Genomic DNA, 25,161 nt, shown 5'->3' with positions numbered 1-25,161 from the left:
CCGACGAGCCGCCGCCCTGTCGCAGGGCGGCGGCTCGTCGCGTTCTCACAGGTCCAGGCGCCGGGTGATGCCGATCGAGTCGAGGAACGGCAGGTCGTGGCTGGCCACGATCAGCGCGCCCCGGTAGCCCGACAACGCGCCCGCGAGCTGGCGCACGCTCGCCAGGTCGAGGTTGTTGGTCGGCTCGTCGAGCAGCAGCAGCTGCGGCTGGGCGAACAGCAGCCGGGCCAGCGCGGCCCGGAAGCGTTCGCCGCCCGACAGCGTGCCGGCGAGCTGCTCGGCCCGGTCGCCCCGGAACAGGAACCGCGCCAGGCCCGCGCGGATCTCGTTCTCCGACGCGCCGGGCGCGACCGCGCGCACGTTGGCCGCGACGCTGACCGTCTCGTCGAGCACGTCGAGCCGCTGCGGCAGGTAGCGCGTCGGCACCAGTTCCGGCCACCGCATGACGGCCTCCAGCAGCGTCGTCTTGCCCGAGCCGTTCGGGCCGAGCAGCGCGATGCGTTCGGGGCCCCGCACGACCAGCTCCGACGGTTCCCGGCCGCGGCGTTCGGGCACCACCTCCAGCGGTCCCGACACGTCGCGGTCGGTGACGAACGTGCCGCCGAGCGGGAACGAGAGCACCATCCGGGTCTGCGGCACGGCCGTGCCCGGCAGGTCGACGCGGATCTCGGCCTCGTCGCGGACCGCGTCCTCGGCCTCGGTGAGCCGGTCGCGGGCGTCGGAGAGCCGCTGTTCGTGCATGATGCGGTGCTTGCCGATGCTCTCCTGCTGCGACCGTTTCCGGGCGCTCATGATGATCTTCGGCTCGCGTTTCTGGGCTTCCATCTTCTTGCCGTACCGCACCCGCTTGGCCATCTTCTCGTGGGCCTCGACGAGTTCCCGCTTCTCGCGCCGCACCTCGCCCTCGGCCGCGCGCACCATCCGCTCGGCCGCCTCCTGCTCCACTTCCAGCACTTCCTCGTACGCCGTCAGCCCGCCGCCGAAGATGCGCCCCTCGGGCAGTTCGGCGAGCCGGTCGACAAGGTCGAGCAGGACCCGGTCGTGGCTGACCACGACGATCGTGCCCGGCCACGCGGTGATCGCGTCGTAGAGCCGGTGGCGGGCGGCCAGGTCGAGGTTGTTGGTCGGTTCGTCGAGCAGCAGCACGTCGGGGGCGCGCAGGAACTCGGCGGCGACGCCGACCATGACCGTCTCGCCGCCCGAGAGCGTGGCGACGGTCCGGTCGAGGCCGACGTCGTCGAGGCCGAGCTTGTCGAGTTCGGCGCGGGCGCGTTCCTCGACGTCCCAGACGACGTTCTCGAAGTGCTCCTCGGAGGCGTCCCCGGCCTCGATGGCGTGCAGGGCGCGCCTGGCCTCGGTGATGCCCATGAGGTCGGAGACGGTACGTCGCACGCCGAGCGGGAGGTTCTGCGGCAGGTGGCCGACCGAGCCCGACACCTGGATCGAGCCTCTGATGGGCACCAGCTCGCCGGCGGCGAGTTTCAGCAGGGTGGACTTGCCGGAACCGTTCACCCCGATCAGCCCGGTGACGCCGGGGCCGATCACGAGGTCGAGGCCTTCGAAGACGGGGGTGCCGTCGGCCCAATAAAAGAAGAGATCGTCGCAGCGCAACATGGCGCACCAACTCCAGAGGTCATGTGTCAGAGAGAAGCGGACATGATCTCTAGAGCTCCAACGGATCTCCCCTGGGCAGGCGATGTGACGTCGTCCACGCTAGGCGAGCTGGTCACCAGCCTGCAAACCATTTACGTCAGAGGCGCGAGCGGTAGATCTGGGCGGCCTTCTCGATCAGGTCGCGGTGGTCGGCGAGCTGGCTCGGGGAGTCGAGGCGGGCGTGCGACCTGACGGTCTGGTCGAGCAGCGCCAGCCAGTCGAGGCACCACCGCACGTCCTCCACCCGGGCGACCGGACGGCCGGCGACGTCGACGTAGATGGGGCTGGTGTGGGCGTACACCCGGCGGTGCAGGCTGCGGCGGTGGGGGCCGCCGGCGGCGGTGGCCACGACGTAGGTCGGTTCGTTGACGGTCAGCGTGGTGCGCAGTTCGCCGCCCGGACCGGCCGCGACGACGCCGTCGGCGGTGACGATCTCCAGGCGTTCGACCTCGGGGCCGACGCTGCGGGCCACGATCTCGATCTCGTCGCCGGCCGCCAGGCACCAGGTGTCGCCGATCTCGGCTCCCCCGGCGGTCAGCTCCAGCCACGGCCCGGTGGTGGCGAACGTGCGGCCCTGTCTCACGGCGTGGGCGTACGCCTCGGCGGAGAGGGGGCCGCCGAGGCGCGCGTACACGCGTTCCCAGCCGGGCGGGCTGGAGACGGTGTCCTGCCGGGTGTAGGACAACATCGAGTCGGTGCCCGCCAGCGCGGCCAGGCGGTTGCCCGCGCCGAGCAGGCGGCGGTAGACCTCGACGGTGCCGGAGAACTCCGAGAAGTGCAGCAGCTCGACGCCGTCGACCAGGCCGAGCGCGGCGTCGACGACCAGGGCGCGGGCGTTGCAGTCGCGCAGGCCCGCGCCGATGACGTCGGCGGGCGTGGTGACCGGGCCGTGGAACGGGTGGGCGTAACCGAGCACCGCCTGGAGTTCGCGCAGTTCACCGCAGGCGGCGCCGTTGGGGGGCCAGTCGGCGTCGTCGAGGAAGCCGGTGTGGTAGATCGACGGCGGCGCGGCCAGGCCGAAGGCGTGCACGTGGCCGAGCAGGTCGTTGCGGTATTCGACGCCCATGCGGGCGACGTGCCCGGCGTCCGACCAGGGCAGGTCGCGGCCGGCCCAGTGGTGCAGCGCCTCCTGGTCGTAGACGCGGCGGCCGGCCACGTTGCCCGCCACCAGGTTGAGCACGTGCAGGTCCTCGCCGTGCTGCATGGCGGCGGCCTCGGCGGGGGCGGCCACCACGTCGCCCGCCCAGTTGAGGTGGACGTGCAGGTCGGCGCCGTACCACCCGTTCGCGGCGGCGTCGTAGACGCGGGCCGGGGTCAGCTCGACCGTGGTCTCGCGCCAGGGCGAGGGCACGACCTGGGTCTCCGCGAGCTCGTACTCCATGCCGCGGGTCACCCGGACGACCAGCGGCTCGGCCGGCACCGGCACGGTCAGGTCGTCGCCGTGGAAGTAGGGCACGCCGTGGTAGTCGCGCCGGTTCGGCACGCCGTCGGGCCACCAGCCCTGGCCGTCGGTCGATGTCACGCTCCAGCGGCACGGGAACCCGGCCCTGAGGCGCAGCCGCGCGGGCACGGCCGCCCGGGTGAGCACCGACAGGTCGACCTTCTCGCCGTCGCAGCGCAGGTCGCTGTCGCTGGAGAACTCGGCCAGGCGGGCGCCGCCCGCGCCGATGACGTGCTCGGTCCCGTCGAGGGTGACGGTGGCGGCGGTGGCGCGGGCCGAGTCGACCAGCAGCACGCCCGGCACGGGGGTCGCGGAGAGCACCGCGCACGACCGGGCCTCCAGGATGTAGCCGCTCGCGGTGAGCCGCAGCACGGTCAGCCCGTCGGGCGCCTCCCGGCCGCTGACGGCGTCGCGGAAGGCCCGGTCGAGGTCGGTGTCGCCGGACATCTGGTAGGCCTCGTCCGGAAACCGGAGGAAGCTCAGCATGCGCACGTAGCCGAGCGGGGGTTCGCCCCAGGTGATGCCGTGCTCGGCGAGCAGCGCGCGGTAGTCGTCGAGGGCCCGTGCCACCACCGGTGGCAACAGCGGGTCGTGATGCATGATCGCCTCCCCGATATCCGAAAGCGACAGCATCGTCACACCGGATCACACCCGGTGGGGTGCAATCGTGCGTCGGGGTGAAGTGAGGTCGAACGCGGGAGGAGAAAACCCGAACCGGGAGTGAAAACCGTCACCCGTGAAATCGGGATGAACGAGCTCTGAATTCTTTTTGCGAGTCACGTCGGTTTTCGCAGCATCTCACATAATTCAGGGTGAGATGAGGAGAAGATTACTCGGCGTGGCACTGGCCGTCCTCCTGGGGGGAGGGGTCGTCGCGGCCCTCGTCCTGGGGAACCTCGGGTCAGGGGTCACCGTCGTCCGCGGCGTCATCGGGTCGGAGAAGAAGCCGTTCTTCGACGACCCCCAGGTCAAGGCCGCCTTCGCGAAGCACGGCCTCCAGGTGGAGGTCGACACCGCCGGGTCCCGCGAGATCGCCACGAGCGTGGACCTGAGCACCTACGCGTTCGCCTTCCCGTCGAGCGCGCCCGCCGCCGAGAAGATCAAGAAGGACCGCGGGGTCGCCACGACCTTCGCGCCGTTCTTCTCGCCCATGGCGGTGGCGACCTTCGAGCCGATCGTGGCCACGCTGACACAGGCGGGGGTCGTGAGCGGCACCACCTTCGACATCAAGAAATATCTGGAATTAGTAGATAAAGGCACTCGGTGGGATGCGATGCCCGGTTCGGCGTACAAAGCCAGAAAACGGGTGCTGCTCACCACGACCGACATCCGCACCTCGAACTCGGCGGCCATGTACCTGGCGCTGACGAGTTACGTCGCCAACGGCGACGACGTGGTCCGGGGGGCCGACGCGCGGGTCGCCGAGCGGGTCGCGCCGCTGTTCCTCGACCAGGGCTACTCCGAGTCGACCTCCGAGGCGCCGTTCGAGGACTACCTGGCCATGGGCATGGGCAAAACCCCGATGATCATGGTGTACGAGGCCCAGTACGCCGCCCGCCTGTTCGCCGGCGACGGCTCGATCGGCCCGCAGATGCGCCTGCTCTACCCCTCGCCGACCGTGCTCAGCAAGCACACCCTGGTGCCCTTCGACGAGCACGCGAACGAGGTCGGCCGGCTGCTGACGGGCGACCCCGAGTTCGCGAGACTCGCCGCCGAGCACGGCTTCCGCACCGCCGACCCCGGCGTCTTCGCCGGGCTCGCCCAGGGCACCCCGCTCACCCGCGACCTGGTCGACGTGGTCGAGCCGCCCGCCTACGACCACCTGGAACAGCTCGTCGCCCTGATCGAAGAGCGTTACCTCTGAGGAAAGCCTGATGGACCTGGTACTCACGCCACCGGAGCCGGTCCCCCCGGTGCCCGCGGAGAAGGCGTCGCGGATGATGCCGATCTCCGGCGACCGCGACGCCGAACTGACCGGCCGGGCCCGCGCGTTCGCCGGCGAACTGGCCGCGCTCGACCCCCGCTCCCCCGACTTCACCAAGAAGGTCGCCGACATCACCGCGATGGGCGCGACCGAGATCGGCGCGTCGTCGCAGGTCTCCAACCGCATGCTCCGCCGGCCGCTCAAGGCCGCCGAGGGACCGGTCGCGGGCGACCTGGTGTCGTTGCGCCGCACCATCGTCGACCTCGACCCGAAGAACGCCACCACCGGCCGCCGCCTGATGGGCCTGTTGCCGGGGAAGCTGCGCGACTACTTCGCCAAGTACCAAAGCGCGCAGAAGCACCTCGACGACATCGTGCGCTCGCTCAAGTCGGGCCAGGACGACCTGCGGAAGGACAACGCCGCCATCGAGGGCGAGCGCCGCCTGCTGTGGGAGGCGATGCTCAAACTCCAGGAGTACGCCGTCATGGCCGCCGCCCTCGACGCCGAGATCGAGGAGCTGATCCTGCGCGAGCCCGACGAGGAGCGCGTCACCGCGCTGCGCAGCGACGCCCTGTTCGCGGTCAGGCAGCGCCACCAGGACCTGCTCACCCAGCTCGCCGTGTCGGCGCAGGGCTACCTGGCCCTCGACCTGGTGCGCAAGAACAACCTGGAGCTCATCAAGGGCGTCGACCGCGCCACCACCACGACGATGGCCGCGCTGCGCACCGCCGTCGTGGTGGCCCAGGCGCTCGCCGGGCAGAAGCTGGTGCTCGACCAGATCACCGCGCTCAACACGACCACCTCCGACCTGATCGTGTCGACGAGCGAGCTGCTGCGCGGCCAGGCCGCCGACATCCAGGCGCAGGCCGCCGCGACCACGGTCGACCTCGATTCGCTGCGCAAGGCGTTCGACAACGTCTACGCCACCATCGACACCATCGACGAGTTCCGCGCGCGGGCCGTGGAGAACATGGCCACCACGGTGGGCAGCCTGACCGTGGAGATCGAGAACGCGCGGAAGTACCTGGAGCGGAGCGAGCGATGAGGCGGGCCCTCCTGGCGCTGCTGCTGGTCGCGGCGTCGCTGACCGCGTGCTCGGCCGGCGAGCCGTTCCGCGTCCTGGCGGGCAGCGAGGTCGCCGACCTCGAACCGCTGCTGAAGGAGTCGGGTATCGACGTCGAGTTCACCTACACCGGCACCCTCGACGGCGCCGAGCAGGTGGCCCGCGGCGACGCCGGCGACTACGACGCGATCTGGTTCTCCTCCAACCGCTACCTGTCGCTGATCGACGGGGCGCGGGAACGGTTGTCGACCCAGACGAAGATCATGATCTCGCCGGTGGTGCTGGGCCTCAGGCCCGGCAAGGCCGCCGACCTCGGCTGGAACGTCAAGCCGGTGACCTGGTCGGACATCGCGACCGCCGCCGCCGCGCACCGGTTCACGTTCGGCATGACCAACCCGGCCTCCTCGAACTCCGGGTTCTCCGCCCTGGTCGGGGTCGCGGCGGCGCTCTCGGACGCCGGCGAGGCGCTCGACGCGCGGGCCATCGCGGCGGTGACGCCCCGGCTGAAGGAGTTCTTCTCGGCGCAGGAGCTCACCTCGGGCTCGTCGGGCTGGCTGGCCGACGCCTACACGGCCCGGCCCGACGTCGACGGGCTGGTCAACTACGAGTCGGTGCTGCTCGGCATGCCCGGGAAGCTGACTCTCGTCTATCCCACCGACGGCGTGGTGTCGGCCGACTACCCGCTCACCCTGCTCGCCGGCTCCGATCGGAAAGAGCAGTACGACGAGCTGGTCGCGTGGTTGCGTACACCCGAGACCCAGCGCGAGATCATGACGGCCACCCATCGGCGGCCGATCGTGCCCGGGGTGGCGCTCGCGCCCGAGTTCGGGTCGGCGCCGCTGGTGGAGCTGCCGTTCCCGAACCGGCGCTCGGCGGCCGACGAGCTCATCGGCGCCTACCTGAACCAGGTGCGGGTACCCGCGCGGGCGGTGTTCGTGCTGGACACCTCCGGGTCGATGGAGGGCGACCGCATCGACGGCCTGCGCACTGCGCTCGTGACGCTGACCGGCGCCGACACCTCCGCCTACGGCACGTTCTCCCGGTTCCGCAACCGCGAGAAGGTCACGCTGCTGCCGTTCGCCGACCGGCTGAAGGGGCAGCAGGACTACCAGGTGCCCGAGTCTGACCCCGAGGCGGTGCTCGGCCAGATCAAGGGCTACGCCGAAGGGCTGTCGGCCGACGGCGGCACCGCCATCTACGACGCGCTGCGGGCCGCCTACGAGCAGCCGGTCGACCCCGTGCGCTACTCCTCGATCGTGCTGATGACCGACGGCGAGAACACCGACGGGTCGGAGTACCTCGACTTCCAGCTCTACTACCAGGGGCTGCCCGCCGAGAAGAAGGCGGTGCGCACCTTCGTGGTGCTGTTCGGCGACAGCGACGTCGAGGAGATGGAGCAGGTCGCGACCCTGACCGGCGGCGCCGTCTTCGACGCGCGGAACGGCTCGCTGGCCGAGGCGTTCAAGGAGATCCGTGGCTACCAGTGACCGGATCCTGACCTACCTCGGCTCGACGAAGAACATCGTCGGCTCGGCCTGCGGGCTGGTCGGCGTGGGCCTGGTGTTCCTCGGCGTCGCCGGGGCGTTCTGGCCCGTCGTGGTCGTCGGCCTGTACGGCCTGGGCGCGCTCCTGGCCCCCTCGGACAAGACCAGGGTCGTGCTGTCCCTCGCCAGGGCGGAGACCGCGGCGTTGCGGGCCGACCTCGACACCCTGGTCGGGCGGCTGCGCGGACTGCCGCCCGACGTGATCGACCGCGTGGTGGAGCTGGCCGAGACGCTGCGCGGCGTGCTCGGCCGGGTCGAGTCCCCCGACCACCTGCACGTGGTCGCCCAGACGATCCGCGACTACCTCCCGACCAGCCTCGACGCCTACGGCCGCCTGCCCCTGGTGCGGCGGGAAGCCGCCCACGCGGAACTGCTCAACCAGCTCGACCTGCTGAAAACGGGCCTGGACCGCGTGGCGGACGCGGTCCACGCGGGCGACGAACAGGCCCTGAAGGACCAGGGCCGCTTCCTCCAGGACAGGTTCGGCGGATCATCCCTGGACCTGTGACTCCGCTCTGTACAGCAACTCCGCCGCCTGGGCGGGGGTCAGGTCGCCGTCGAGCACCTGCCGCTCGATGTCGGCGGCGATGTCCCGGGTTCGTTCGCGCAGGTCGCCGAGGACGCGTTCCCGGACCATCGCCCAGGTCCAGTCGACCGCCTGGCGGCGGCGTTTGGCCGGCAGGTCGGTGGTCTCCTGGTGTTTAAGGATGTGCGCCCACAACTCCGGCAGCCCCGCCCCGGTCATGCCGCTGCAGGTCAGCACGGGGGTGTGGGCGTTGAGGAGGCGGAGCGCGCCGGACAGTTCGCGGGCCGCCTTCTTGGCCGCCAGTTCGAACTCGCCGTCGGCCTTGTTGACCGCGATCACGTCGGCCAGTTCCAGGACGCCCTTCTTGATGCCCTGGAGCTGGTCGCCGGTCCGCGCCAGGGAGAGCACGAGGAAGGTGTCGACCATCTCGGCCACCGCCGTCTCCGACTGCCCGACCCCGACCGTCTCGACGAGCACGACGTCGTAACCGGCCGCCTCGACCACGACCATCGCCTCGCGGGTCGCCTTCGCCACCCCGCCGAGGGTCCCGGCGGTCGGCGACGGGCGGATGAACGCGTTCGGGTCGACCGCCAGGCGGCTCATCCGGGTCTTGTCGCCCAGGATGCTGCCGCCCGACCTGCTGGAGGACGGGTCGACGGCGAGCACCGCCACCTTGTGCCCCTCCCCGGTGAGCATCGTGCCGAGCGCCTCGATGAACGTCGACTTGCCGACGCCCGGCACCCCGCTGACCCCCACCCGGCGGGCCTTGCCCGCCGCCGGGGCGAGCCGCGTGAGCAGGTCCTGCGCCTGCTCACGGTGGTCGGCGCGGGTCGACTCGACCAGGGTGATGGCCCGCGCGATCGACCGGCGGTCGCCCTTCACGACCCCTTCGGCGATCATCGGTTCCGCAGGCCGGCGACGAGGTCGAGGGCGGCGTCGGCGATGACCGTGCCGGGCGGGAAGATCGCGTCGGCGCCCGCCGCGCGCAGCGCGTCGAAGTCGCCGGGCGGGATCACCCCGCCGACCACGATCATGATGTCGCCCGCGCCGTGGTCCTCCAGCGCCTTCTTCAGCGCCGGGACGAGCGTCAGGTGCCCCGCCGCCAGCGACGACACCCCGACGACGTGGACGTCGGCCTCGACCGCCTGGCGGGCGACCTCCTCGGGCGTCTGGAACAGCGGGCCGACGTCGACGTCGAAGCCGAGGTCGGCGAAGCCGGTCGCGATCACCTTCTGGCCCCGGTCGTGGCCGTCCTGGCCCATCTTCGCCACCAGGATGCGGGGCCGGCGGCCCTCCTCCTCGGCGAACTCGGCGCAGGCCCGGCGGACCTCCTCGATCCTGCTCATGTCGGCGCCGGCCTCCTGGCGGTAGACCCCGGAGATGGTCCGGATGCGGGCTTCGTGGCGGCCGAACACCTTCTCCAGCGCGTCGGAGATCTCCCCGACGGTCGCCTTCGCGCGGGCGGCGTCGACCGCGAGGGCCAGCAGGTTGCCGCCCCCGGCGGCCGCCTCGGTCAGCGCCGCGAGGGCCCGCTCGACCTGGGCCGGGTCGCGTTCGGCGCGCAGCCGGTCGAGCTTGGCGAGCTGCTGCCGGCGTACGGCGCTGTTGTCGACCTTCAGCACCTCGATGGGCTCGTCGGCCTCCGGGCGGTACTTGTTCACGCCGATCACCGGCTGGCGGCCCGAGTCGATGCGGGCCTGGGTGCGGGCCGCGGCCTCCTCGATGCGGAGCTTGGGCAGGCCGAGGTCGATGGCGCGGGCCATGCCGCCGGCCTCCTCGACCTCCTGGATGTGCGCCCACGCCTTCTCGGCCAGCTCCTCGGTGAGCCGCTCGACGTAGTAGGAGCCGCCCCACGGGTCGATGACCCGCGTCGTGCCCGACTCCTGCTGGAGCACCAGCTGGGTGTTGCGGGCGATGCGGGCCGAGAAGTCGCTCGGCAGCGCGAGCGCCTCGTCGAGCGCGTTGGTGTGCAGCGACTGCGTGTGGCCCTGGGTGGCCGCCATCGCCTCGACGCAGGTGCGGGCGACGTTGTTGTAGACGTCCTGCGCGGTCAGCGACCAGCCGGAGGTCTGCGAGTGGGTGCGCAGCGACAACGACTTCGGGTTCGTCGCGCCGAAGTCGCGCACCAGCCGCGCCCACAGCAGGCGGGCCGCGCGCAGCTTGGCGACCTCCATGAAGAAGTTCATGCCGATGCACCAGAAGAACGACAGGCGCGGCGCGAACGCGTCGACGTCGAGGCCCGCCTTGGTGCCCGCCCGCAGGTATTCGACCCCGTCGGCCAGGGTGTAGGCCAGCTCCAGGTCGAGCGTGGCCCCCGCCTCCTGGATGTGGTAGCCGGAGATCGAGATCGAGTTGAACTTCGGCATCTTCTGCGAGGTGAACTCGAAGATGTCGGAGATGATCCGCATCGACGGCTCGGGCGGGTAGATGTAGGTGTTGCGGACCATGAACTCCTTGAGGATGTCGTTCTGGATGGTCCCCTGGAGCTGTTCCGGCTTCACCCCCTGCTCCTCGGCCGCCACGATGTAGAGCGCGAGCACCGGCAGCACCGCGCCGTTCATCGTCATCGACACCGACATGCGGTCGAGCGGGATGCCGTCGAACAGCGTGCGCATGTCGTAGATCGAGTCGATCGCCACCCCGGCCATGCCGACGTCGCCCTCGACCCGGGGGTGGTCGGAGTCGTAGCCCCGGTGGGTCGCCAGGTCGAACGCGACCGACAGGCCCTTCTGCCCGGCCGCCAGGTTGCGGCGGTAGAACGCGTTGGACTCCTCGGCGGTGGAGAAGCCGGCGTACTGGCGGATGGTCCACGGCTGGTTGACGTACATGGTCGGGTAGGGCCCGCGCAGGAACGGCGCCCTGCCCGGATAGGTCGGCAGGTAGCCGGGCAGGTCGGCGGCGTCGTAGACGGGCTTGACCGCGATGCCCTCGGGGGTCTCCCACACCTCGCCGTCGACCTTGGCGGGCTCGGGGTGGCCGGTCCCAAGCGGGGTCTCGCTGAAGTCGGGGATCATCGCTCCACTCCCAGGTCGTCGAACGTCGTCTCCAGGACGTCCAGGGCGTCACACCCCGCGAAGAGGGTGGCGTCGACACCCTCATACTCCCCCCTGCCGGCCAGCCACACCTTCGCGGCCCCGGCCTCCTTGAGCGCGGCGGCGGCCTGGGCGGCCTGCTCGGCGTAGAGGCGGTCGGAGGAGCAGACGCAGGCGACGGCGGTCCGGGCCGGGTCGAAGTCGGCCACCTCACCCGTCACGGTCGCGATGCCGCCGGCGGCGAACAGGTTGGCGGCGAAGCTCGCGCGGGCGGTGTGCACTGCGACCGGGCCGAGCGTGGCAAGGAACACCTCCGGCCGGGTCTCCTGCCGGTCGGCGAGGTCGCGGAGCCGCTCGAACGGCTCGGCGTAACGGTGCGGCGCACCGGGCAGCCCCGGGCCGGGGGTCCGCGCGGGGACCTTCTCGGCCAGGTTCGGGAACTCGCTCACCCCGGTGATGGGCTGCTTGCGGCGGGCGACGTCCTTCTCCCTGGACGCCCCGGCCCGCCGCATCGCCTCCTCGATCACCTGCCCGCCGTGCCGCTCGGTCTGCCGGAACAGGTCCCAGGCGGCGTTCGCGAGGTCGTCGGTGAGGTGCTCCACGTACCAGGAGCCCCCGGCCGGGTCGGCGACCCGGGCCACCCCGGCCTCCTCGACCAGCAGCGACTGGGTGTTGCGGGCGATCCGGCGGGCGAACGCGTCGGGCAGCCCGAGCGCGGCGTCGAACGGCTGCACCGTCACCGCGTCGGCGCCCCCGGCCCCGGCCGCGAAACAGGCCAGCGTGGTGCGCAGCATGTTCACCCACGGGTCACGCGCCGTCATCATCGCACCCGAGGTCACCGCGTGCTGGAGCTGCGCGGCAGGGCCGCCGGCCACCTCGGCCACCCGGGCCCACAACCGGCGGGCCGCCCGGAGCTTGGCGATCGTGAGGAACTGGTCGGCGGTGGCGGCGTACCGGAACTCGATCAGCTCGAAGGCCCGCTCGACCGGCAGCCCGGCCTCGGTCAGCCGCCGCAGCGCGGCGACGCCCTGCATCATCGAGGCGGCGAGCTCCTGCGCGTCGGCGGCGCCCCGGTCGTGATAGGCCAGCGCGTCGACGACGACCAGCCGCAGCCCGCCGCGCGCCCGGCCGGCGAACTCGGCGAGATCGGGATCGCCGGGCGCGAAGCCCAGGTTCCCGCCCGGCAGGTCGGCGTGCTCGGCGAGCTGAAGGAAGACGTGGGCCGCCCGCGCCGCCCGGCTCCCGGCGTCGAGCACGACCGGCGCCAGGTCGAGCAGCACCCCGTCGAGCGCCGCGGGCAGATCGGCGGGGTCGAGCGCGGTCAGGTCGAGCCAGAGCGAGGAGACCCCGTTCTCCAGATCGGCGAGGATCGCCTCCCGGGTCTCCCGCGCGCCGGGGTGGGCGTGCCGCTGCCGGACGTCCCACGCCCCGGCCCGGCCCACCAGGCGCGGCGCGTCGGGCAGCCCGTCGTAGAGCGGCGCGATCGTCACGCCGTCGTGGAGACGGGTCGCGAGCCGCCCCTCGGGGTCGTCGCCCTCGTAACCCGACTTGCGCAGCACTCCGAGCGCGAGCGCCCGCCATTCCTCCCGCGATCCGGGATCGAACCCGGCCGCCAGATCGACTTTCATGCTCCGGATGATAGGTGGAACCTCTAAAGAGGAGCCCCCCTGGCCGACCCCTAATTCACAATGTGTAGCGGAACGAGGCATCCCAGGTCTGCTTGCCCACGATCCCGTCGTCGGGCAGGTCGACCCGCCGCTGGAACGTCTTGCACACGTCGCGCGAGCGCTGCCCGTAGGCGCCGTCGGCGTCGAGCTCGAACCCGATCTTCTTCATCTGCTGCTGCCACCGCTTGACGTCGTCACCGACGGTGACCGGCGGGAAGGTGAACAACCGCCCCGGCCACGCCGGGATCTGCCCGCCGGGCGGGGTGCCGGGCGTGCCGCCCCCCGGCCGGGGCGCACCACTCTGCACCCACGCGTAGAGCGCCGCACCCGGGCAGTCGGTGGAGAAGCCGTCGCGGTGCCCCTTGATCTCGGTCCCGGCGCCGCCCTCCTGACGGAGGTAGTCGATCGCGTCGAGGATGGCGTGCAGCAGATCGTTGTTGGGCTTCACGAACCCGGCGTTGCCGACCAGGCCGAGCACGGCGTAGTGGTCGGAGTTGAGCCCGGAGCCGTTGGCCGCGGGCAGCCGGTCGGGCCCCCGCCCGACGAACACCTTCCGGTGGGGACAGGCGATCATCGAGTTGCCGGTGAAGTAGACGGAGCCGTTCCGGCGGGCGAGCCAGGACTGGTTCTCGGTACGCGGACACCAGATTTCGCCGTCGTAGATCTCCTCCGAGATCTGGAACTCGCCCTTGCTCTGCATGGCCGCGCGTGGGCCGAAGAACCCCTGCCGGCGGATGGCGACCTGCCACATGTCGGTCTTGCAGGAGGCGGTGGGCGGCCTGCGGCGCAGGGAAGCGCTACGGCCGGACAGCAGCACCGCGAACATGAAGGCCTCGGAGGCGGCCCGGTTCTTCTGCGCGAGCTTGTCCTCGCCGCTGTTGTCGGCGAGCAGGGACGTCTCGATGAACAGTCCGAGCTGGGCCTTGGTCAACGACAGCAGGAACTCGTGGGTGGGCACCCGATCTGGCGCGACGTCGAGGAGATGCGGACCGGCGTCGGCGGAGAGATGGAACTCCACGAGGTCGTCGTTGAGCGCCTCGCGCCAGCGCGGCACGCCGTCGGTGCTTCGGCCGAGCCGGGGGAACGCACCCGAGTCGGGGCCGAAGACCTCGGTCAGGGCCATCCGCAGGCGGCTGACGTTCGCCGCGTTCTTCACAGCCTGATAGATCGCCACCGAGGTGCTGGGCGTCTTGTCCCTGGCACGCTTGACGGTGCCCTCGGTCCAGAACCAGGCGACCAGTTCCACGAAGGCGTCCGACCACTTGGCCTCGGTCGGCAGGTCGGCGCAGGGAGCGGCGATCGGGATGCGGTCCCAGTAGGTGAGCGTCTCCGTGGTCGCCCACAGGCGCTCCCGGGAGGTGACCTCTCGGGGGCTCCGTCCGGTCGCGGCCCATCGGCCGCGGTCGTCCTTGACCCTGGCCGTGCCGGTCCGGCGCCGGTAGCGCTCGACCGGCCAGCGGTGCTGGGGAGTGGTGAGCGAGGAGTGCCGGTCGCCTTCCATACGAATCATGGTGCGGGGCTGGGCGGGGAAGACGTACACGTCGAGAAGGGGCTGCCACTCGGACAGGCCGGTCTCGTGGTTCAGCGTCAATGTCACGTCGCCGGGCTGGATCTCCCGGTAGGACTTCCAGCCGTCGCGGGTGAGGATCTCGGTCTGCTCGTCGACGCAGTAGCCGATGTCGATCCAGCCGTTCCCGTCCATGTGGAAGTTCTGGATCGACTTCACCTGGGCGATGCACAGATTGTGATCGTTGACGATCTCCGGAGGCACGCGGCCGCCCGTGTAGTGGACCTTGACACCCTTCGTGGACGTCAGCGGGGAGTAGGACCCCTTGGGAGCGCGGGCCCCCCATTGCGAGCGGGTCACCAGCGAGATCGCCACGAGGAAACTCCCGAACAGGTTGGACAGGACGCCGAGCATATTGGCCGCCGGATGGCGCGAGTGGCGCTTTGCCCATATCGACGGCCGATATGCCCAACGGTCATCGGTCCCTCTAGCCCCAGACCTCCTGTGCGGTCTCGGCGATGAGGCGCAGCTTGGCGAGCTGCTCCTCCTGGGTGAGGGAGTTGCCCTCAACGGTGGAAGAGAACCCGCACTGCGGGGACAGGCAGAGCTGGTCGACGTCGATGTACTTGGAGGCCGCCTCGATGCGCCGCTTGAGGTCGTCCTTCGACTCCAGCACGCCCGACTTGGTGGTGATGAGGCCGAGGACGACGTACTTGCCCTTGGGCACGTAACGCAGCGGTTCGAAGCCGCCGGAGCGCTCGTCGTCGAACTCCAGGAAGAAGCCGTCGACGCCGAGCTCGCCGAACAGGGCCTCGGCGACGAAGTCGTAGGAGCCCTCGGCCGCCCACGAGGAGCGGAAGTTGCCGCGGCACATGTGGGTGGTGATCCGCATGCCCTCGGGCTTGGTCGCGATGGCGGTGTTGATCTGCTGGATGTAGCGCAGGTGGAGGTGGTCGGCGTCGTCGCCGCGGGCGGCGATCTCGGCGCGCTGCGCGGGGTCGTTCAGGTAGGCGAGCGAGGTGTCGTCGAACTGCAGGTAGGTGCAGCCCTGCGCGCCGATGCGGGCCACTTCGTCCTGGTACGCCGCCGCGAGGTCGGCCCAGAACTCCTCGATGTCCGGGTAGACGCCGGGGTCGATGGCGGCCTGGCCGCCGCGGTAGTGGACCATGTTCGGCGACGGGATGGTCAGCTTGGGGGTCTGGCCCTCGCCGGCCACGCTCTGCAGGTAGGCGAAGTCGTCGGCGAAGATCGTCTCGTTGAGGGTGATCCTGCCGTCGACCTTCATCCCCTTGGGGGTGAACTCGATCTTCTCGTTCTCGTTGCGGAACTTGACGACGATCTGCTCGTCGGCGGCCACGCTGATGCCGCCGAGGCGGTAGATGAAGTCCATGTGCCAGGACGCGCGGCGGAACTCGCCGTCGGTCGCCGTCTGGAGGCCGGCTTCGGCCTGGAGGGCGACGACGTCGCGGATGGCGGCGTCTTCGACGGCGCGCAGACCGGCGGCGTCGAGGATGCCCTTGGCGTGGTCGTCACGAGCCTGGAGCAGGGTGGCCGGGCGCAGGAGGCTGCCGACGTGATCCGCACGGAAGGGGGGTTCTGTGCGCATTGCGAATCATCTCCATTGATGTCTGGAACATGACGGAAGTCGTCAAGACGCTAGCGCATGTCGCCAGTTTCTTGATCACGAAATGAGCGTTTCGCCCCGCGCGGGACGGACCACTCTCCGCTCGGTGACGATGGCCGTGATCAGCTCCGCCGGGGTGACGTCGAAGGCCGGGTTGTAGGTGGCGACGCCGGGCAGCGCGGTGACCTCGGCGCTCCCCCGGTCTTCGATCTCGATGTCGCCGCCGCCGGGCGTGCGCGGGTCGACGGTGGTCTCGGGCGCGACCACGACGAACGGCACCCCGGCCCGGTGGGCGCCCAGGGCGAGCATGTAGGAGCCGATCTTGTTGGCGGTGTCGCCGTTGGCGGCGATCCGGTCGGCCCCGATGACGACGGCGTCGGCCGCGCCCCGCGCCAGCAGGAACGGCCCCGCCGAGTCGACGACGAGCCGGAACGGCGCGCCCATCTTCTGCAGCTCCCATGTGGTGAGCCGGGCGCCCTGGAGCAGCGGCCGGGTCTCCAGGGCGATGGCCTCGGTGAGCACGCCGCGTTCGTGCATGGTCTGCACGACCCCGAGCGCGGTGCCGCGCTCGACGGTCGCCAGCGCGCCGGTGTTGCAGATGGTCATGACGCGGGTCGCGCCGTAGGCGGCGAGCAGGTCGGCGCCGCGCTCCCCCATCTCGCGGCAAGCGCGGATGTCGTCGTCGCGGATCTCCAGGGCCCGCTTCAGCGGGTCGGCCGCCGTGGCGGCCTCCCGCACCCCCCACGCCAGGTTCACCGCGGTCGGCCGGGCCGCCGCCAGGGGTTCGATCGACTCTCCTGTACGGGATGCGAGCGCCACCCCCAGAGCCCCGGCGACCCCGAGGGCGGGCGCGCCCCGCACGGCCAGCCGCTTGATCGCGTCGACGAGATCGGCGACCGTCGTGATGCGGAGGTGGACGACCTCAGCGGGCAGCCGGGTCTGGTCGATCAGGACGATCGCGTCGCCGTCCCAGCCAATCGTCGTCATGCCCCCGACGCTAGCGCGAACAGGTTCTCGTCGCCCCCCGGGGCCGCCATCAGGGACAGCCCCAGCGGCAGCCCGCCGACCCGCGTCACCGGCAGCGCCAGCACGGGCGCCCCGGCGATCGGCGCCAGGCACGTCAGCCGCAGCGTGGCCGCCCTGCTGCGGGCCGGCCGCCCGAGCTCCGGCGCGGTGACCGGCGCGCTGGGCAGCGCCATGACGGCCCCGTCGAGCAGGTCGAGCAGCCGCTGCCGCGCCTCGGCGACGGTCTTGCGGGCGAGGCTGACCTCCTCGCCGGTGAGCCGCTCGGCCCGCTCGAACCGCGCCGCGACGCCCGGCCCGAACACCGGCCGCTTCTCCCGCACCCACGCGCCGTGGCAGGCCCAGACCTCGGCGGCCTGGGTGACCGCGAACGCGTCGGTGGGGTCGAGCCCGAGCGGGGTGCGGTCGACGGGCAGCCCGAGGCCGCGGATCGGCCCCGCCAGCGCGGCCCCCACCCGGGGGGACAGTTCGCCCCAGAGGTCGGCCGGCACCCAGACCCGCGCCGGGGCGTCGACCTCGGGCCCGGGGTCGAGGAGCGCGTCGGCCGCCCATTCGAGCAGCAGCGGCTCCCTGGCCAGCAGCCCGGGAACGTCGTAGGAAGGCGCCAACGGCACGATGCCGTCGCGGGGAGCACGGGAATGGGTGGGGCGGTAGCCGTACAGACCACAGAAGGAGGCGGGAACGCGGACCGAACCGGCGGTGTCGGTGCCCAGCCCGAGATCGGCGCGGCCGCCGGCGACGGCCGCGGCCGACCCGCTCGACGACCCCCCGCAGACGTGACCCGGCGCGGCCGGGTTTTCGGGCGCGCCATAGTGCTGGTTGGTGCCCCCCAGGCTCCAGGCGAGCTCGTCGGTGTGCGTCTTCCCGGCGAATACGCTCATGGAGCGGAGCCGGGTCACCGCCTCCGCGTCACGCTCGGCCGGTCCCCCCAGCAGATCGGGATGCCCCGCCCCGGTGGGCAGCCCCTCGACGTCGACGACATCCTTGACGGCCAGCCGAGGCCCGCCGGACTCCTCTGTTGCGACACCCCACGGTACGAACGGATCGATCGCCATGCCTCACCTTCCTACGCGAGGCCGATTTCGCCCCCGTGTCCCACGCGTAAACGGATAATGCGTCGACACCTCCCCCGACAGATCGGGATCATTACCTCCATGACTCCGCTCGAGATGAAAGTGTGGGTCGACGACAGCGACAGCCCCGCCGACATCATCGACGCCCTGGCCCTCTCCCCTTTCGCGACCGGGGTACAGCCGTGGGCGCAGACCGCCAGCGTCGAAAGGGTACGCAAGGACGCGCCGCTGACCGCTTCCGGCGGCATGCTGGTACGCGCCGCGTCGTCGGACGACGGCCCCGACTCCCGCCTGTACGAGGGCGACGGCTGGACCATGCGCGTCGTCCGCTACAAGAGCGGCAGCGCGATGGTCGCGGTGACGGCCGTGACCGAAGACCTGGCCGCGGCCGTGGTGACCGAAACGGTGAAGGACGCCGCCGAACCGAAACCGGCCGACGACGACAACGTGACGATGGGCTTCTTCTGGAAGTCCGAACACGGGCGCCGGCGCTCGACGAAGACGATCGGGGCGTCGGCGTGGGCGGACGTGCGCCGGAACTACCCCCGGCTTGCTCTGGGGAAGCTGGATTCCCTGATGGCGCTGCGGGGCGGGACCGCCCCGGGGCGCTTGCTGCTCCTGCACGGGCCGCCCGGGACAGGGAAGACGACGCTGCTGCGGACGCTCGCGCGGGAGTGGCGCGCCTGGTGCCAGGTCGACTGCGTGCTCGACCCCGAGCGGCTGTTCAACGACCCGGGGTATCTGATGGAGGTGGCGGTCGGGTGCGACTGCCCTGACCATGACGAGAAGAAGTGGCGGCTTCTCGTGCTTGAGGACTGTGACGAGCTGATCCGGGCCGAGGCCAAACTTTCTGCGGGGCAGGGGCTTTCCCGGCTGCTCAACCTGACCGATGGGTTGCTGGGGCAGGGGCGGGATGTGCTCGTGGCTGTGACCACCAATGAGGATCTGCAGCGGTTGCATCCCGCGGTGGTGCGGCCGGGGCGGTGTCTGGCGCAGATCGAAGTCGGGCGTATGCAGGCCGACGAGGCTTCGGCGTGGCTGGGGTCTTCTGTCAGGGTCGGGCCTGGGGGGTTGACGCTGGCGGAGATGTTCGCGCTGAAGGCGGGCGTGGTTCCGGAGGAGACCCCGGTGGAAACGGGGCTCTACCTGTAGGGGGCGCTCCGCTGGGCGCCGCCGGTGTGCGCCTATCCGGTGCGCGTGATGTGGTCGGCCTGTTCCCGCTCGACGACCCGTTGCCAGGGGAAGTCGGGCGGGAGGGCCGGGCGGTCCAGCCGGACCGTGTCGAATCTGAGGGACGGCACCCGGCTCAGGGCCTTCGCCAGGGTTCTGGCGCCCCCTTCGACCGCTGTGACGCTCAGGCCGGCGTGGCGGTGGAGGGCGTAGGTCTGGGCGTACAGGTCGAGGAAGGTGCTCAGTCTCGTGTACGGGGTGAGCAGGAACTCCGTGGGCTGAGGCGCCGGCCGTGACGGGGGTGTGGTGGGCTGGAAGCGGCCGACGACCGCGTCGAGGATGGCCCGGTTGTCGAAGACGTCGGGTGTGGTGACGAGCCGGGCGTTGGGAAACTGCTCGACGTCCACGCAGTCGTCGCGGTTCGCCGACGGCCCGTTGATCTGAACCATCTTGACCGGGTCGGTGGTGCGGTCGAAGTGGTCGACCCAGCGGATGCGCAGGTCGGTGACGTAAGCGCCGCCCCTGCGGAAACGCCCGAGGCCCGCGCCCCGGCTGGGGCAGGCCAGGAGGACCATACGGGAGACGTGCCTGGCCCACGGGCGGTGCTCGCGGGAGTCGTCGTCGCCGTTGGCGACCAGGTAGGCGTGGCGGAAGACGAGACCGGCCGTGCCGTGGGCGACCAGCGCGATCCGCCCGCCCTCCCAGCGCGCGTCGATCCAGCGGCAGAGGCTGCGCGGGTCGTGGTGGGTGGTCCTGATGGCGTGCCAGCCCTCCGGGGTGGGCGGCGCGCCGGGGCCCTGATAGATCAGCAGATTCCTCCGCATATCCGGAGCTTGGCGTGCTTCTGGTGGGGTGGCGTGAGTAGGGGGATGCTCAATCAGGTAAGGCTTGGATCATGAGTGAGGCTGCCAAGATCTGTTCCGAGCTGATCCGCATCGACACCACCAACCCCGGGCCCGGGGAGCGGGAGGCCGCCGAGTACGTGGCGGGGCTGCTCTCCGAGGTCGGGCTCTCCCCCGTCCTGGTCGAGAGCGCGCCCCGGCGGGCGAGCGTGGTCTGCCGGGTGCCCGGCGACTCTCCCGACGCGCTGCTGATCCACGGGCACCTCGACGTGGTGCCGGCCGACCCCGCCGACTGGAAGCTGCACCCCTTCAGCGGGGAGATCGCCGACGGCTACGTGCACGGACGCGGGGCCGTGGACATGAAGGGGTCGCTGGCGATGACGCTGGCGTGGGTGCGGCAGGGGGTGCGGCCTCGGCGGGACCTCGTGCTGGCCTTTCTCGCTGATGAGGAGGCTACTGGGGAGTTCGGGTCGCGGTATGTGGTCTCCGAGCATGCCGACCTCTTTGAGGGGTGTTCGGAGGCGATCTCGGAGTCCGGGGGGTTCTCGGTGACGATGCCGTCGGGGGTGCGGGTTTACCCGATCGGGGTCGGGGAGCGGGGGACGGCGTGGATGAAGGTGACGGCGCACGGGGTGGCGGGGCACGGGTCGAAGCCTCCTGTCGACAACCCGGTCGCGGAGATGGCGCGGGCGCTGGCACGGGTGGCCGACTACGAGTGGCCGATCCACCTCACGCCGGAGGTCTCGGCCATGATCAGGGAACTGTCCGGCGTCCTCGGCATGGAGATCGATCCGGCGCACCTGGCTGAGGTGCCCCCGAAGGCGGCCGCCCTGTTCAAGGGCACGATCAGGAATTCCGCCAATCCGACCATGCTGAACGCCGGATACAAGATCAATGTAATTCCTGGGACAGCTGAGGCGGGAATCGACGGACGTTTCGTCCCCGGATTGAAAGACGAATTCCTGGCTACCATCGACCGGCTTTTGGGCCCTCGAATCACCCGTGAGTTCATCAACTTCGAGGACGGCCCCTCCGCCCCCATCAGTGGACTGTTCAACGAACTGTGCGACGCCGTGCGCCTTGAGGATCCGTTGGCACGCCCGGTACCCTACGTGATGACGGGCGGAACCGACGCGAAGTCGTTCGCCCGCATCGGCATCAAAGGGTACGGATTCGCCCCGTTGCTTCTTCCCACCGAACTCGACTATTTCGGACTATTCCACGGCGTGGACGAGAGAGTGCCGGTCGAGGGCCTGGAATTCGGTGTTCGGACTCTGAACCGTCTGCTCGTTTCCGATAACACATCCTGAGTACACGACTGCGCCCTCCCGCCATATACTCCCGGGGGACGAGGGAAATCACGAGATCAAGGGGTCATCATGCCGAGGCGACCCACAGAAAAGAGAAAACCGCTCCACCGCGACGAGCCATTGGCTCCGGAAGAAGAACAGCTAATAGAGCGCCTCCTCCGAGCCGGCTCGGCCACGGGATGTCCGCTCGACGATCACCCAGGCGAGGACTAGAGGTCCCCAAAAGCGGTCCGGCCGTCCCCACTCCGCGCCGGCGGCCCGGCCGGCCGCTCACATCACCAAAGTGCCACAGTGCGGTCTCGACCACCACACAACGATGGCCATAATGCCCCAGCTCGATACGTCCAGAACTCCAAGAGCCGCCCTACGTACCGAGTCGCAACGGGTCCATGGGACCGGAAGGCACTGCTATCCCGTACGATTCCGCCAGGCGCACCACGAGAGCGCTGTCCGTAAGTCAGTTCCGGCCCAAAGCAGGGTGCGGATCGACTATATACAATGTCGAAGCATGCCACCCTCATGTCCCTAACGTGACCGAATCGGTGGTATGTCCTGATTAGCCTCGGTGACTCGACGTGTCAGTCCCCGGGGCTTGCTACGTCAACGAGCCCGATGGTTCCTGATCCGCCTCATCGAAACAGGTTCCCATCGGAGTCCTAACAAGGGGCCCGAGAAATGAACAATGGGACTACGGAAGTCACTTGCTCAGTCACCAATGTGAGCAGGCAGACGCTGCGGGAAACGGCCAAATACAATGGCCTCGAAACGGCGAAGATGCTAAACAGACTCATGCCGGAGACACGCGTGAGCGTCGCCGCTTTCCAGGCTTCAATCTGATTTCGCCTCGACTCGGACGGACTGAATGACAGGGTCCCGCCTTGCACTTCGGCAGTTTGTACTAAAAGTACACAGCCGGTGCGATCTCGCCTGCGATCACTGCTATGTTTACGAGCATGCCGACCAATCGTGGCGCAATCGCCCCAAGGTGGTCTCCCTCGATACTATCACTCAAATAGCAGAACGAATCGCGGAACATGCGAGATCACGCAATCTGAGCGAAGTTTCGGTCATTCTGCACGGCGGCGAGCCGCTTCTGGCAGGGCCGGAGCGGCTCGACCAAATAGCCACGACACTGCGGGAACGCATTGACGGGGAAACCGAAGTCCAACTCAAGATACACACCAACGCCGTTCTGCTCAGCAAACGTTATCTCCAGGTCTTCGAAAAACATTCGGTCCAAATCGGAATATCCCTCGACGGCGACCAGGAAGCCAACGACCGCCACCGCCTCTACGCCGACGGCCGTAGCAGTTACGAAAAGGTCGTCCGCAGCATCGAGTTGCTCCAGCGGGAGAGCCCTCACCTCTTCAGCGGGATTCTCTGCACGATCGACACTTTGAACGATCCGATCCGGGTCTACGAGGCGCTGTGCCACCTCAGCCCTCCGAAGGTCGACTTCCTCCTGCCCCACGCGACCTGGGACGAGCCTCCTCCACGCCGATCCGAGACCGACTACGCCGATTGGCTGGGCCGCATCTACGACCGCTGGGAGAGCGACGGGCGACCGATCAGGATCCGCCTGTTCGAGTCCATCCTGCGCACTTCCTACGGCGGGTCGAGCCTGAGCGAGGCGATCGGCCTGGAGCCGAGCACCCTCGTCGTCGTCGACACCGACGGCTCCTACGAACAGGTCGACTCACTGAAGGTCGCCTTCGACGGGGCCGCCGCCACGGGGTTCGACGTTTTCGGCAACTCCCTCGACGAAGTGGCCGCCCACCCGGGAATCGGCGCACGGCAGACCGGAATCGCAGGTCTGGCCGACCAGTGCCGGTCGTGTCCGGTGGTGTCGAGCTGCGGTGGAGGTCTCTATCCTCACCGCTACCGCGACAACTCATTCGACAACCCGAGCGTCTACTGCATGGACCTCTTCAAGCTGATCAGTCACGTTCGTGAGGCGACGACTATGCAGGCACACCATCTGCCCGTGAAGGCTCTCGAGCTTCTTGCCAGCGGCTACGGCGGTGCTGCCGAGATCGACGCGCTGGCCGGACCGCAGATGAGCATCCGGCGGGTGCTGATGACCGCAGTGGGTCCATCGGAGCCGGAGGGCTTCGACGCGCTGGCCGACCTCGACGACAGTTTCCCCGGCCTGGCCGACGCCGTGTTCGCCCATCCTTACGTCCGGGTATGGGCGATCGACTGCCTTCAGGGCAAGGCCTCTCCCCGATACCTGCGCAACATCGCCGCCGCGGTCGCGTGCCGGGCGGGAACCTCCCTCAAGATCCGGGCCGAGGTCTCCGACGGTGTGATGTACCTGCCCACCGTAGGCGCGCTCGCCAACGTGAGCGGCGACCACGTCGGAATAGTGGTGGAGGGCGGTCAGGTCACCACGCTCGACGGCGAAGGCGAATGGTGGCCCGTGCGGCGGCTCACCTCCGGGGAGCACAGCGTCGTCCTGGAGGACGCCGACCCTTATCGCCACTGTCACCAGTGGCCCGCCTCGCGCCGCCTCGACCGCGACGAACTGGCCGACTGGCAGCAAGCGTTCGACGGCGCCTGGAAACTCATCGAGCGCGACTACCCCGACTACCTGCCCGGGCTGCGCGACGGACTGTCCACGCTGGTGCCGCTGATGCCCGCCGAGGCCGGTCGCGACGTCAGTTCGACCGCCCGCCACGCCTTCGGCGCGGTCGCCGCAGCGCTGCCTTCCGACGCCGCGACGCTGGCCCTGCTGATCATCCACGAGTTCCAGCACGTCAAGCTGGGCGCGATTCTCGATGTCGTCGATCTCTACGAAGAGAAGGACGAACGCCTGTTCTACGCCCCGTGGCGTCCCGATCCTCGGCCCCTCGAAGGGTTGCTGCAGGGGACCTACGCCCACATCGCAGTCGCCGACTACTGGCGGCGGAGGCGGCACGTCGAACCCGATCCCGCCCGCCACGAGTTCGCGCGCTGGCGCGCGCAGACGGCTGAGGCGATCGAAACACTTGCCAACAGCGGCGCGCTGACGGATCTGGGCGGGGATTTCGTCGCGCGTATGCGGACCACCATTGCGCCGTGGCTGACCGAACCACTGCCCGAAGACGTCCTCGAACTGGCCCGCGCGTCCGCAGCCGCCCACCACAGGGCGTTCCAGTCACAACCGTGACGACAACGGTGCGCTCCTCTCTCCGCCGGCCCGGGCTGAGTGGAGGGAGGCGCACCAATGGTCGTCAGAGCCCTGACGATTCCATCGGTTCGGGAAGCGCCGGCGTCAGCGCGGCCAACCCCGGTTACCGGAAAACGCTCCCGAGGCGAGTCCGAACGGGAGTTCCGGCGATGATGCCGTCGACGCGCAGCGGCACTCGCTGAACTCGTTTCGCCGCGCCAGCCCCGACAGCCGTCGATTCATCCATCCGGCAGGTCATCGCAGGGGGACTCTCCACTGTCGGCTCTGCGAGGTCGGCGCTCGCATACTCCTGTCGGGCGTTGGGATCGCCCGTTGCACCGTTTTCCACCTGGCCGAATGTCGCTACCTATATCGACATTTTCCAACCAGGCTCTACCGTTGCGTAGTGACGGACAACGACGGCCAGAAAGGCAAGAATTCTCCGACGTCATCTTCGATGACAGCGACTTCGCCGAGCTCGGCACGGCTTCCGGACCACGGGATATGTGCGCACCTGGACGTTCGGCAGAGTATTTCGCCGTCATGCGGATGAGGCGGAAGCGACAGGCGAAGAATGAGGTTCCACGTACTCTCGCTCAGGACGGCCCGGTCTC

18 protein-coding genes are annotated in these 25,161 nt (G+C 69.9%); 8 read left to right on the top strand and 10 right to left on the bottom strand.

The annotated features are described in order from the left end of the window. Positions 1 to 45: 45 nt before the first annotated feature. Both AW274_RS17410 and AW274_RS17405 read right to left on the bottom strand, forming a co-directional pair. Complete coding sequence (locus tag AW274_RS17410) at positions 46 to 1,614, bottom strand: ABC-F family ATP-binding cassette domain-containing protein (protein WP_062433075.1); 1,569 nt, start codon at positions 1,612 to 1,614, stop codon at positions 46 to 48. A gap of 136 nt (positions 1,615 to 1,750) precedes the next feature. Further along, complete coding sequence (locus tag AW274_RS17405; RefSeq protein WP_062434598.1) at positions 1,751 to 3,694, bottom strand: CehA/McbA family metallohydrolase; 1,944 nt, start codon at positions 3,692 to 3,694, stop codon at positions 1,751 to 1,753. 217 nt (positions 3,695 to 3,911) lie between these two features. Between AW274_RS17405 and AW274_RS17400 the strand changes: the two genes are divergently transcribed. From AW274_RS17400 to AW274_RS17385, 4 genes are read left to right on the top strand one after another with little or no spacing between them, the layout of a single operon-like run. After that, positions 3,912 to 4,958, top strand: coding sequence for a hypothetical protein (locus AW274_RS17400; protein WP_062433072.1), 1,047 nt, complete (start codon positions 3,912 to 3,914; stop codon positions 4,956 to 4,958). Positions 4,959 to 4,968: 10 nt separating this feature from the next. Then, positions 4,969 to 6,063 (top strand): toxic anion resistance protein, encoded by a 1,095-nt coding sequence (locus AW274_RS17395; RefSeq protein WP_062433069.1) that lies wholly within the window; start codon positions 4,969 to 4,971, stop codon positions 6,061 to 6,063. Further along, complete coding sequence (locus AW274_RS17390; RefSeq protein WP_062433066.1) at positions 6,060 to 7,568, top strand: substrate-binding and vWA domain-containing protein; 1,509 nt, start codon at positions 6,060 to 6,062, stop codon at positions 7,566 to 7,568. Before AW274_RS17395 ends, AW274_RS17390 begins: the two co-directional genes overlap by 4 nt. Continuing rightward, positions 7,555 to 8,133, top strand: coding sequence for a hypothetical protein (locus tag AW274_RS17385; protein WP_062433063.1), 579 nt, complete (start codon positions 7,555 to 7,557; stop codon positions 8,131 to 8,133). Before AW274_RS17390 ends, AW274_RS17385 begins: the two co-directional genes overlap by 14 nt. On the opposite strand, the gene meaB is transcribed toward AW274_RS17385, so the two are convergent. The 7 genes from meaB to AW274_RS17350 form a co-directional block, all read right to left on the bottom strand. After that, a complete protein-coding gene (gene meaB, locus AW274_RS17380; protein ID WP_062433060.1) occupies positions 8,116 to 9,051 on the bottom strand; it encodes a methylmalonyl Co-A mutase-associated GTPase MeaB in 936 nt (311 codons plus the stop codon). The two genes, AW274_RS17385 and meaB, sit on opposite strands and share 18 nt — an antisense overlap. Then, complete coding sequence (gene scpA / locus AW274_RS17375) at positions 9,048 to 11,165, bottom strand: methylmalonyl-CoA mutase (RefSeq protein WP_062433057.1); 2,118 nt, start codon at positions 11,163 to 11,165, stop codon at positions 9,048 to 9,050. The genes meaB and scpA overlap by 4 nt, the downstream gene beginning before the upstream one ends. Further along, complete coding sequence (locus AW274_RS17370; RefSeq protein WP_062433053.1) at positions 11,162 to 12,811, bottom strand: methylmalonyl-CoA mutase subunit beta; 1,650 nt, start codon at positions 12,809 to 12,811, stop codon at positions 11,162 to 11,164. The genes scpA and AW274_RS17370 overlap by 4 nt, the downstream gene beginning before the upstream one ends. A gap of 55 nt (positions 12,812 to 12,866) precedes the next feature. After that, positions 12,867 to 14,771 (bottom strand): peptidoglycan-binding protein, encoded by a 1,905-nt coding sequence (locus AW274_RS42005; RefSeq protein WP_062433050.1) that lies wholly within the window; start codon positions 14,769 to 14,771, stop codon positions 12,867 to 12,869. Positions 14,772 to 14,844: 73 nt separating this feature from the next. Then, positions 14,845 to 15,963 (bottom strand): 5-methyltetrahydropteroyltriglutamate--homocysteine S-methyltransferase, encoded by a 1,119-nt coding sequence (locus AW274_RS17360; RefSeq protein ID WP_062433048.1) that lies wholly within the window; start codon positions 15,961 to 15,963, stop codon positions 14,845 to 14,847. A gap of 75 nt (positions 15,964 to 16,038) precedes the next feature. Further along, positions 16,039 to 16,968, bottom strand: a complete 930-nt coding sequence (gene mtnA / locus AW274_RS17355; RefSeq protein ID WP_062433045.1) for an S-methyl-5-thioribose-1-phosphate isomerase — start codon at positions 16,966 to 16,968, stop codon at positions 16,039 to 16,041. Then, positions 16,965 to 18,059 carry an amidase family protein gene (locus AW274_RS17350; protein ID WP_062433042.1) on the bottom strand — a complete coding sequence of 365 codons (1,095 nt, stop codon included), beginning with the start codon at positions 18,057 to 18,059 and terminating at the stop codon, positions 16,965 to 16,967. Before AW274_RS17350 ends, mtnA begins: the two co-directional genes overlap by 4 nt. A 99-nt stretch (positions 18,060 to 18,158) precedes the next feature. On the opposite strand from AW274_RS17350, the gene AW274_RS17345 reads away from it, so the two are divergent. Beyond that, positions 18,159 to 19,229: a DUF5925 domain-containing protein gene (locus AW274_RS17345; protein WP_232320158.1), complete on the top strand. Its 1,071-nt coding sequence runs from the start codon at positions 18,159 to 18,161 to the stop codon at positions 19,227 to 19,229. Positions 19,230 to 19,261: 32 nt separating this feature from the next. Here AW274_RS17345 and AW274_RS17340 read toward each other — a convergent pair whose 3' ends face one another. Next, positions 19,262 to 20,071: a hypothetical protein gene (locus tag AW274_RS17340; protein ID WP_062433037.1), complete on the bottom strand. Its 810-nt coding sequence runs from the start codon at positions 20,069 to 20,071 to the stop codon at positions 19,262 to 19,264. Between the two features lie 71 nt (positions 20,072 to 20,142). Here AW274_RS17340 and AW274_RS17335 point away from each other — a divergent pair, with 71 nt between their 5' ends. From AW274_RS17335 to AW274_RS42990, 3 genes are all read left to right on the top strand, one after another. After that, positions 20,143 to 21,399 (top strand): M20/M25/M40 family metallo-hydrolase, encoded by a 1,257-nt coding sequence (locus AW274_RS17335; protein ID WP_062433035.1) that lies wholly within the window; start codon positions 20,143 to 20,145, stop codon positions 21,397 to 21,399. 862 nt (positions 21,400 to 22,261) lie between these two features. Continuing rightward, positions 22,262 to 24,547, top strand: coding sequence for an FxsB family cyclophane-forming radical SAM/SPASM peptide maturase (locus tag AW274_RS17330; RefSeq protein ID WP_062433033.1), 2,286 nt, complete (start codon positions 22,262 to 22,264; stop codon positions 24,545 to 24,547). Between the two features lie 199 nt (positions 24,548 to 24,746). Next, positions 24,747 to 25,100, top strand: coding sequence for an AAC(3) family N-acetyltransferase (locus AW274_RS42990; RefSeq protein ID WP_157520508.1), 354 nt, complete (start codon positions 24,747 to 24,749; stop codon positions 25,098 to 25,100). Positions 25,101 to 25,161 lie beyond the last annotated feature (61 nt).

This window comes from Herbidospora daliensis (assembly GCF_001570585.1).
In the GTDB taxonomy this organism is placed as follows: domain Bacteria; phylum Actinomycetota; class Actinomycetes; order Streptosporangiales; family Streptosporangiaceae; genus Herbidospora; species Herbidospora daliensis.
The sequence above is the reverse complement of the archived record's forward strand: the minus strand, read 5'-3'. Positions and strand labels throughout refer to the sequence as shown.

Bases quoted from the DNA above. Each gene is read 5' to 3' on its own strand.
- AW274_RS17330 (WP_062433033.1), top strand. From the start codon at position 22,262: ATGACAGGGTCCCGCCTTGCACTTCGGCAGTTTGTACTAAAAGTACAC.
- AW274_RS17360 (WP_062433048.1), bottom strand. From the start codon at position 15,963: ATGCGCACAGAACCCCCCTTCCGTGCGGATCACGTCGGCAGCCTCCTG.
- mtnA (WP_062433045.1), bottom strand. From the start codon at position 16,968: ATGACGACGATTGGCTGGGACGGCGACGCGATCGTCCTGATCGACCAG.
- AW274_RS17400 (WP_062433072.1), top strand. From the start codon at position 3,912: ATGAGGAGAAGATTACTCGGCGTGGCACTGGCCGTCCTCCTGGGGGGA.
- meaB (WP_062433060.1), bottom strand. From the start codon at position 9,051: ATGATCGCCGAAGGGGTCGTGAAGGGCGACCGCCGGTCGATCGCGCGG.
- AW274_RS17390 (WP_062433066.1), top strand. From the start codon at position 6,060: ATGAGGCGGGCCCTCCTGGCGCTGCTGCTGGTCGCGGCGTCGCTGACC.
- AW274_RS17405 (WP_062434598.1), bottom strand. From the start codon at position 3,694: ATGCATCACGACCCGCTGTTGCCACCGGTGGTGGCACGGGCCCTCGAC.
- AW274_RS17345 (WP_232320158.1), top strand. From the start codon at position 18,159: ATGACTCCGCTCGAGATGAAAGTGTGGGTCGACGACAGCGACAGCCCC.
- AW274_RS17340 (WP_062433037.1), bottom strand. From the start codon at position 20,071: ATGCGGAGGAATCTGCTGATCTATCAGGGCCCCGGCGCGCCGCCCACC.
- AW274_RS17350 (WP_062433042.1), bottom strand. From the start codon at position 18,059: ATGGCGATCGATCCGTTCGTACCGTGGGGTGTCGCAACAGAGGAGTCC.
- AW274_RS17410 (WP_062433075.1), bottom strand. From the start codon at position 1,614: ATGTTGCGCTGCGACGATCTCTTCTTTTATTGGGCCGACGGCACCCCC.
- AW274_RS17335 (WP_062433035.1), top strand. From the start codon at position 20,143: ATGAGTGAGGCTGCCAAGATCTGTTCCGAGCTGATCCGCATCGACACC.
- AW274_RS17370 (WP_062433053.1), bottom strand. From the start codon at position 12,811: ATGAAAGTCGATCTGGCGGCCGGGTTCGATCCCGGATCGCGGGAGGAA.
- AW274_RS42005 (WP_062433050.1), bottom strand. From the start codon at position 14,771: ATGCTCGGCGTCCTGTCCAACCTGTTCGGGAGTTTCCTCGTGGCGATC.
- scpA (WP_062433057.1), bottom strand. From the start codon at position 11,165: ATGATCCCCGACTTCAGCGAGACCCCGCTTGGGACCGGCCACCCCGAG.
- AW274_RS17395 (WP_062433069.1), top strand. From the start codon at position 4,969: ATGGACCTGGTACTCACGCCACCGGAGCCGGTCCCCCCGGTGCCCGCG.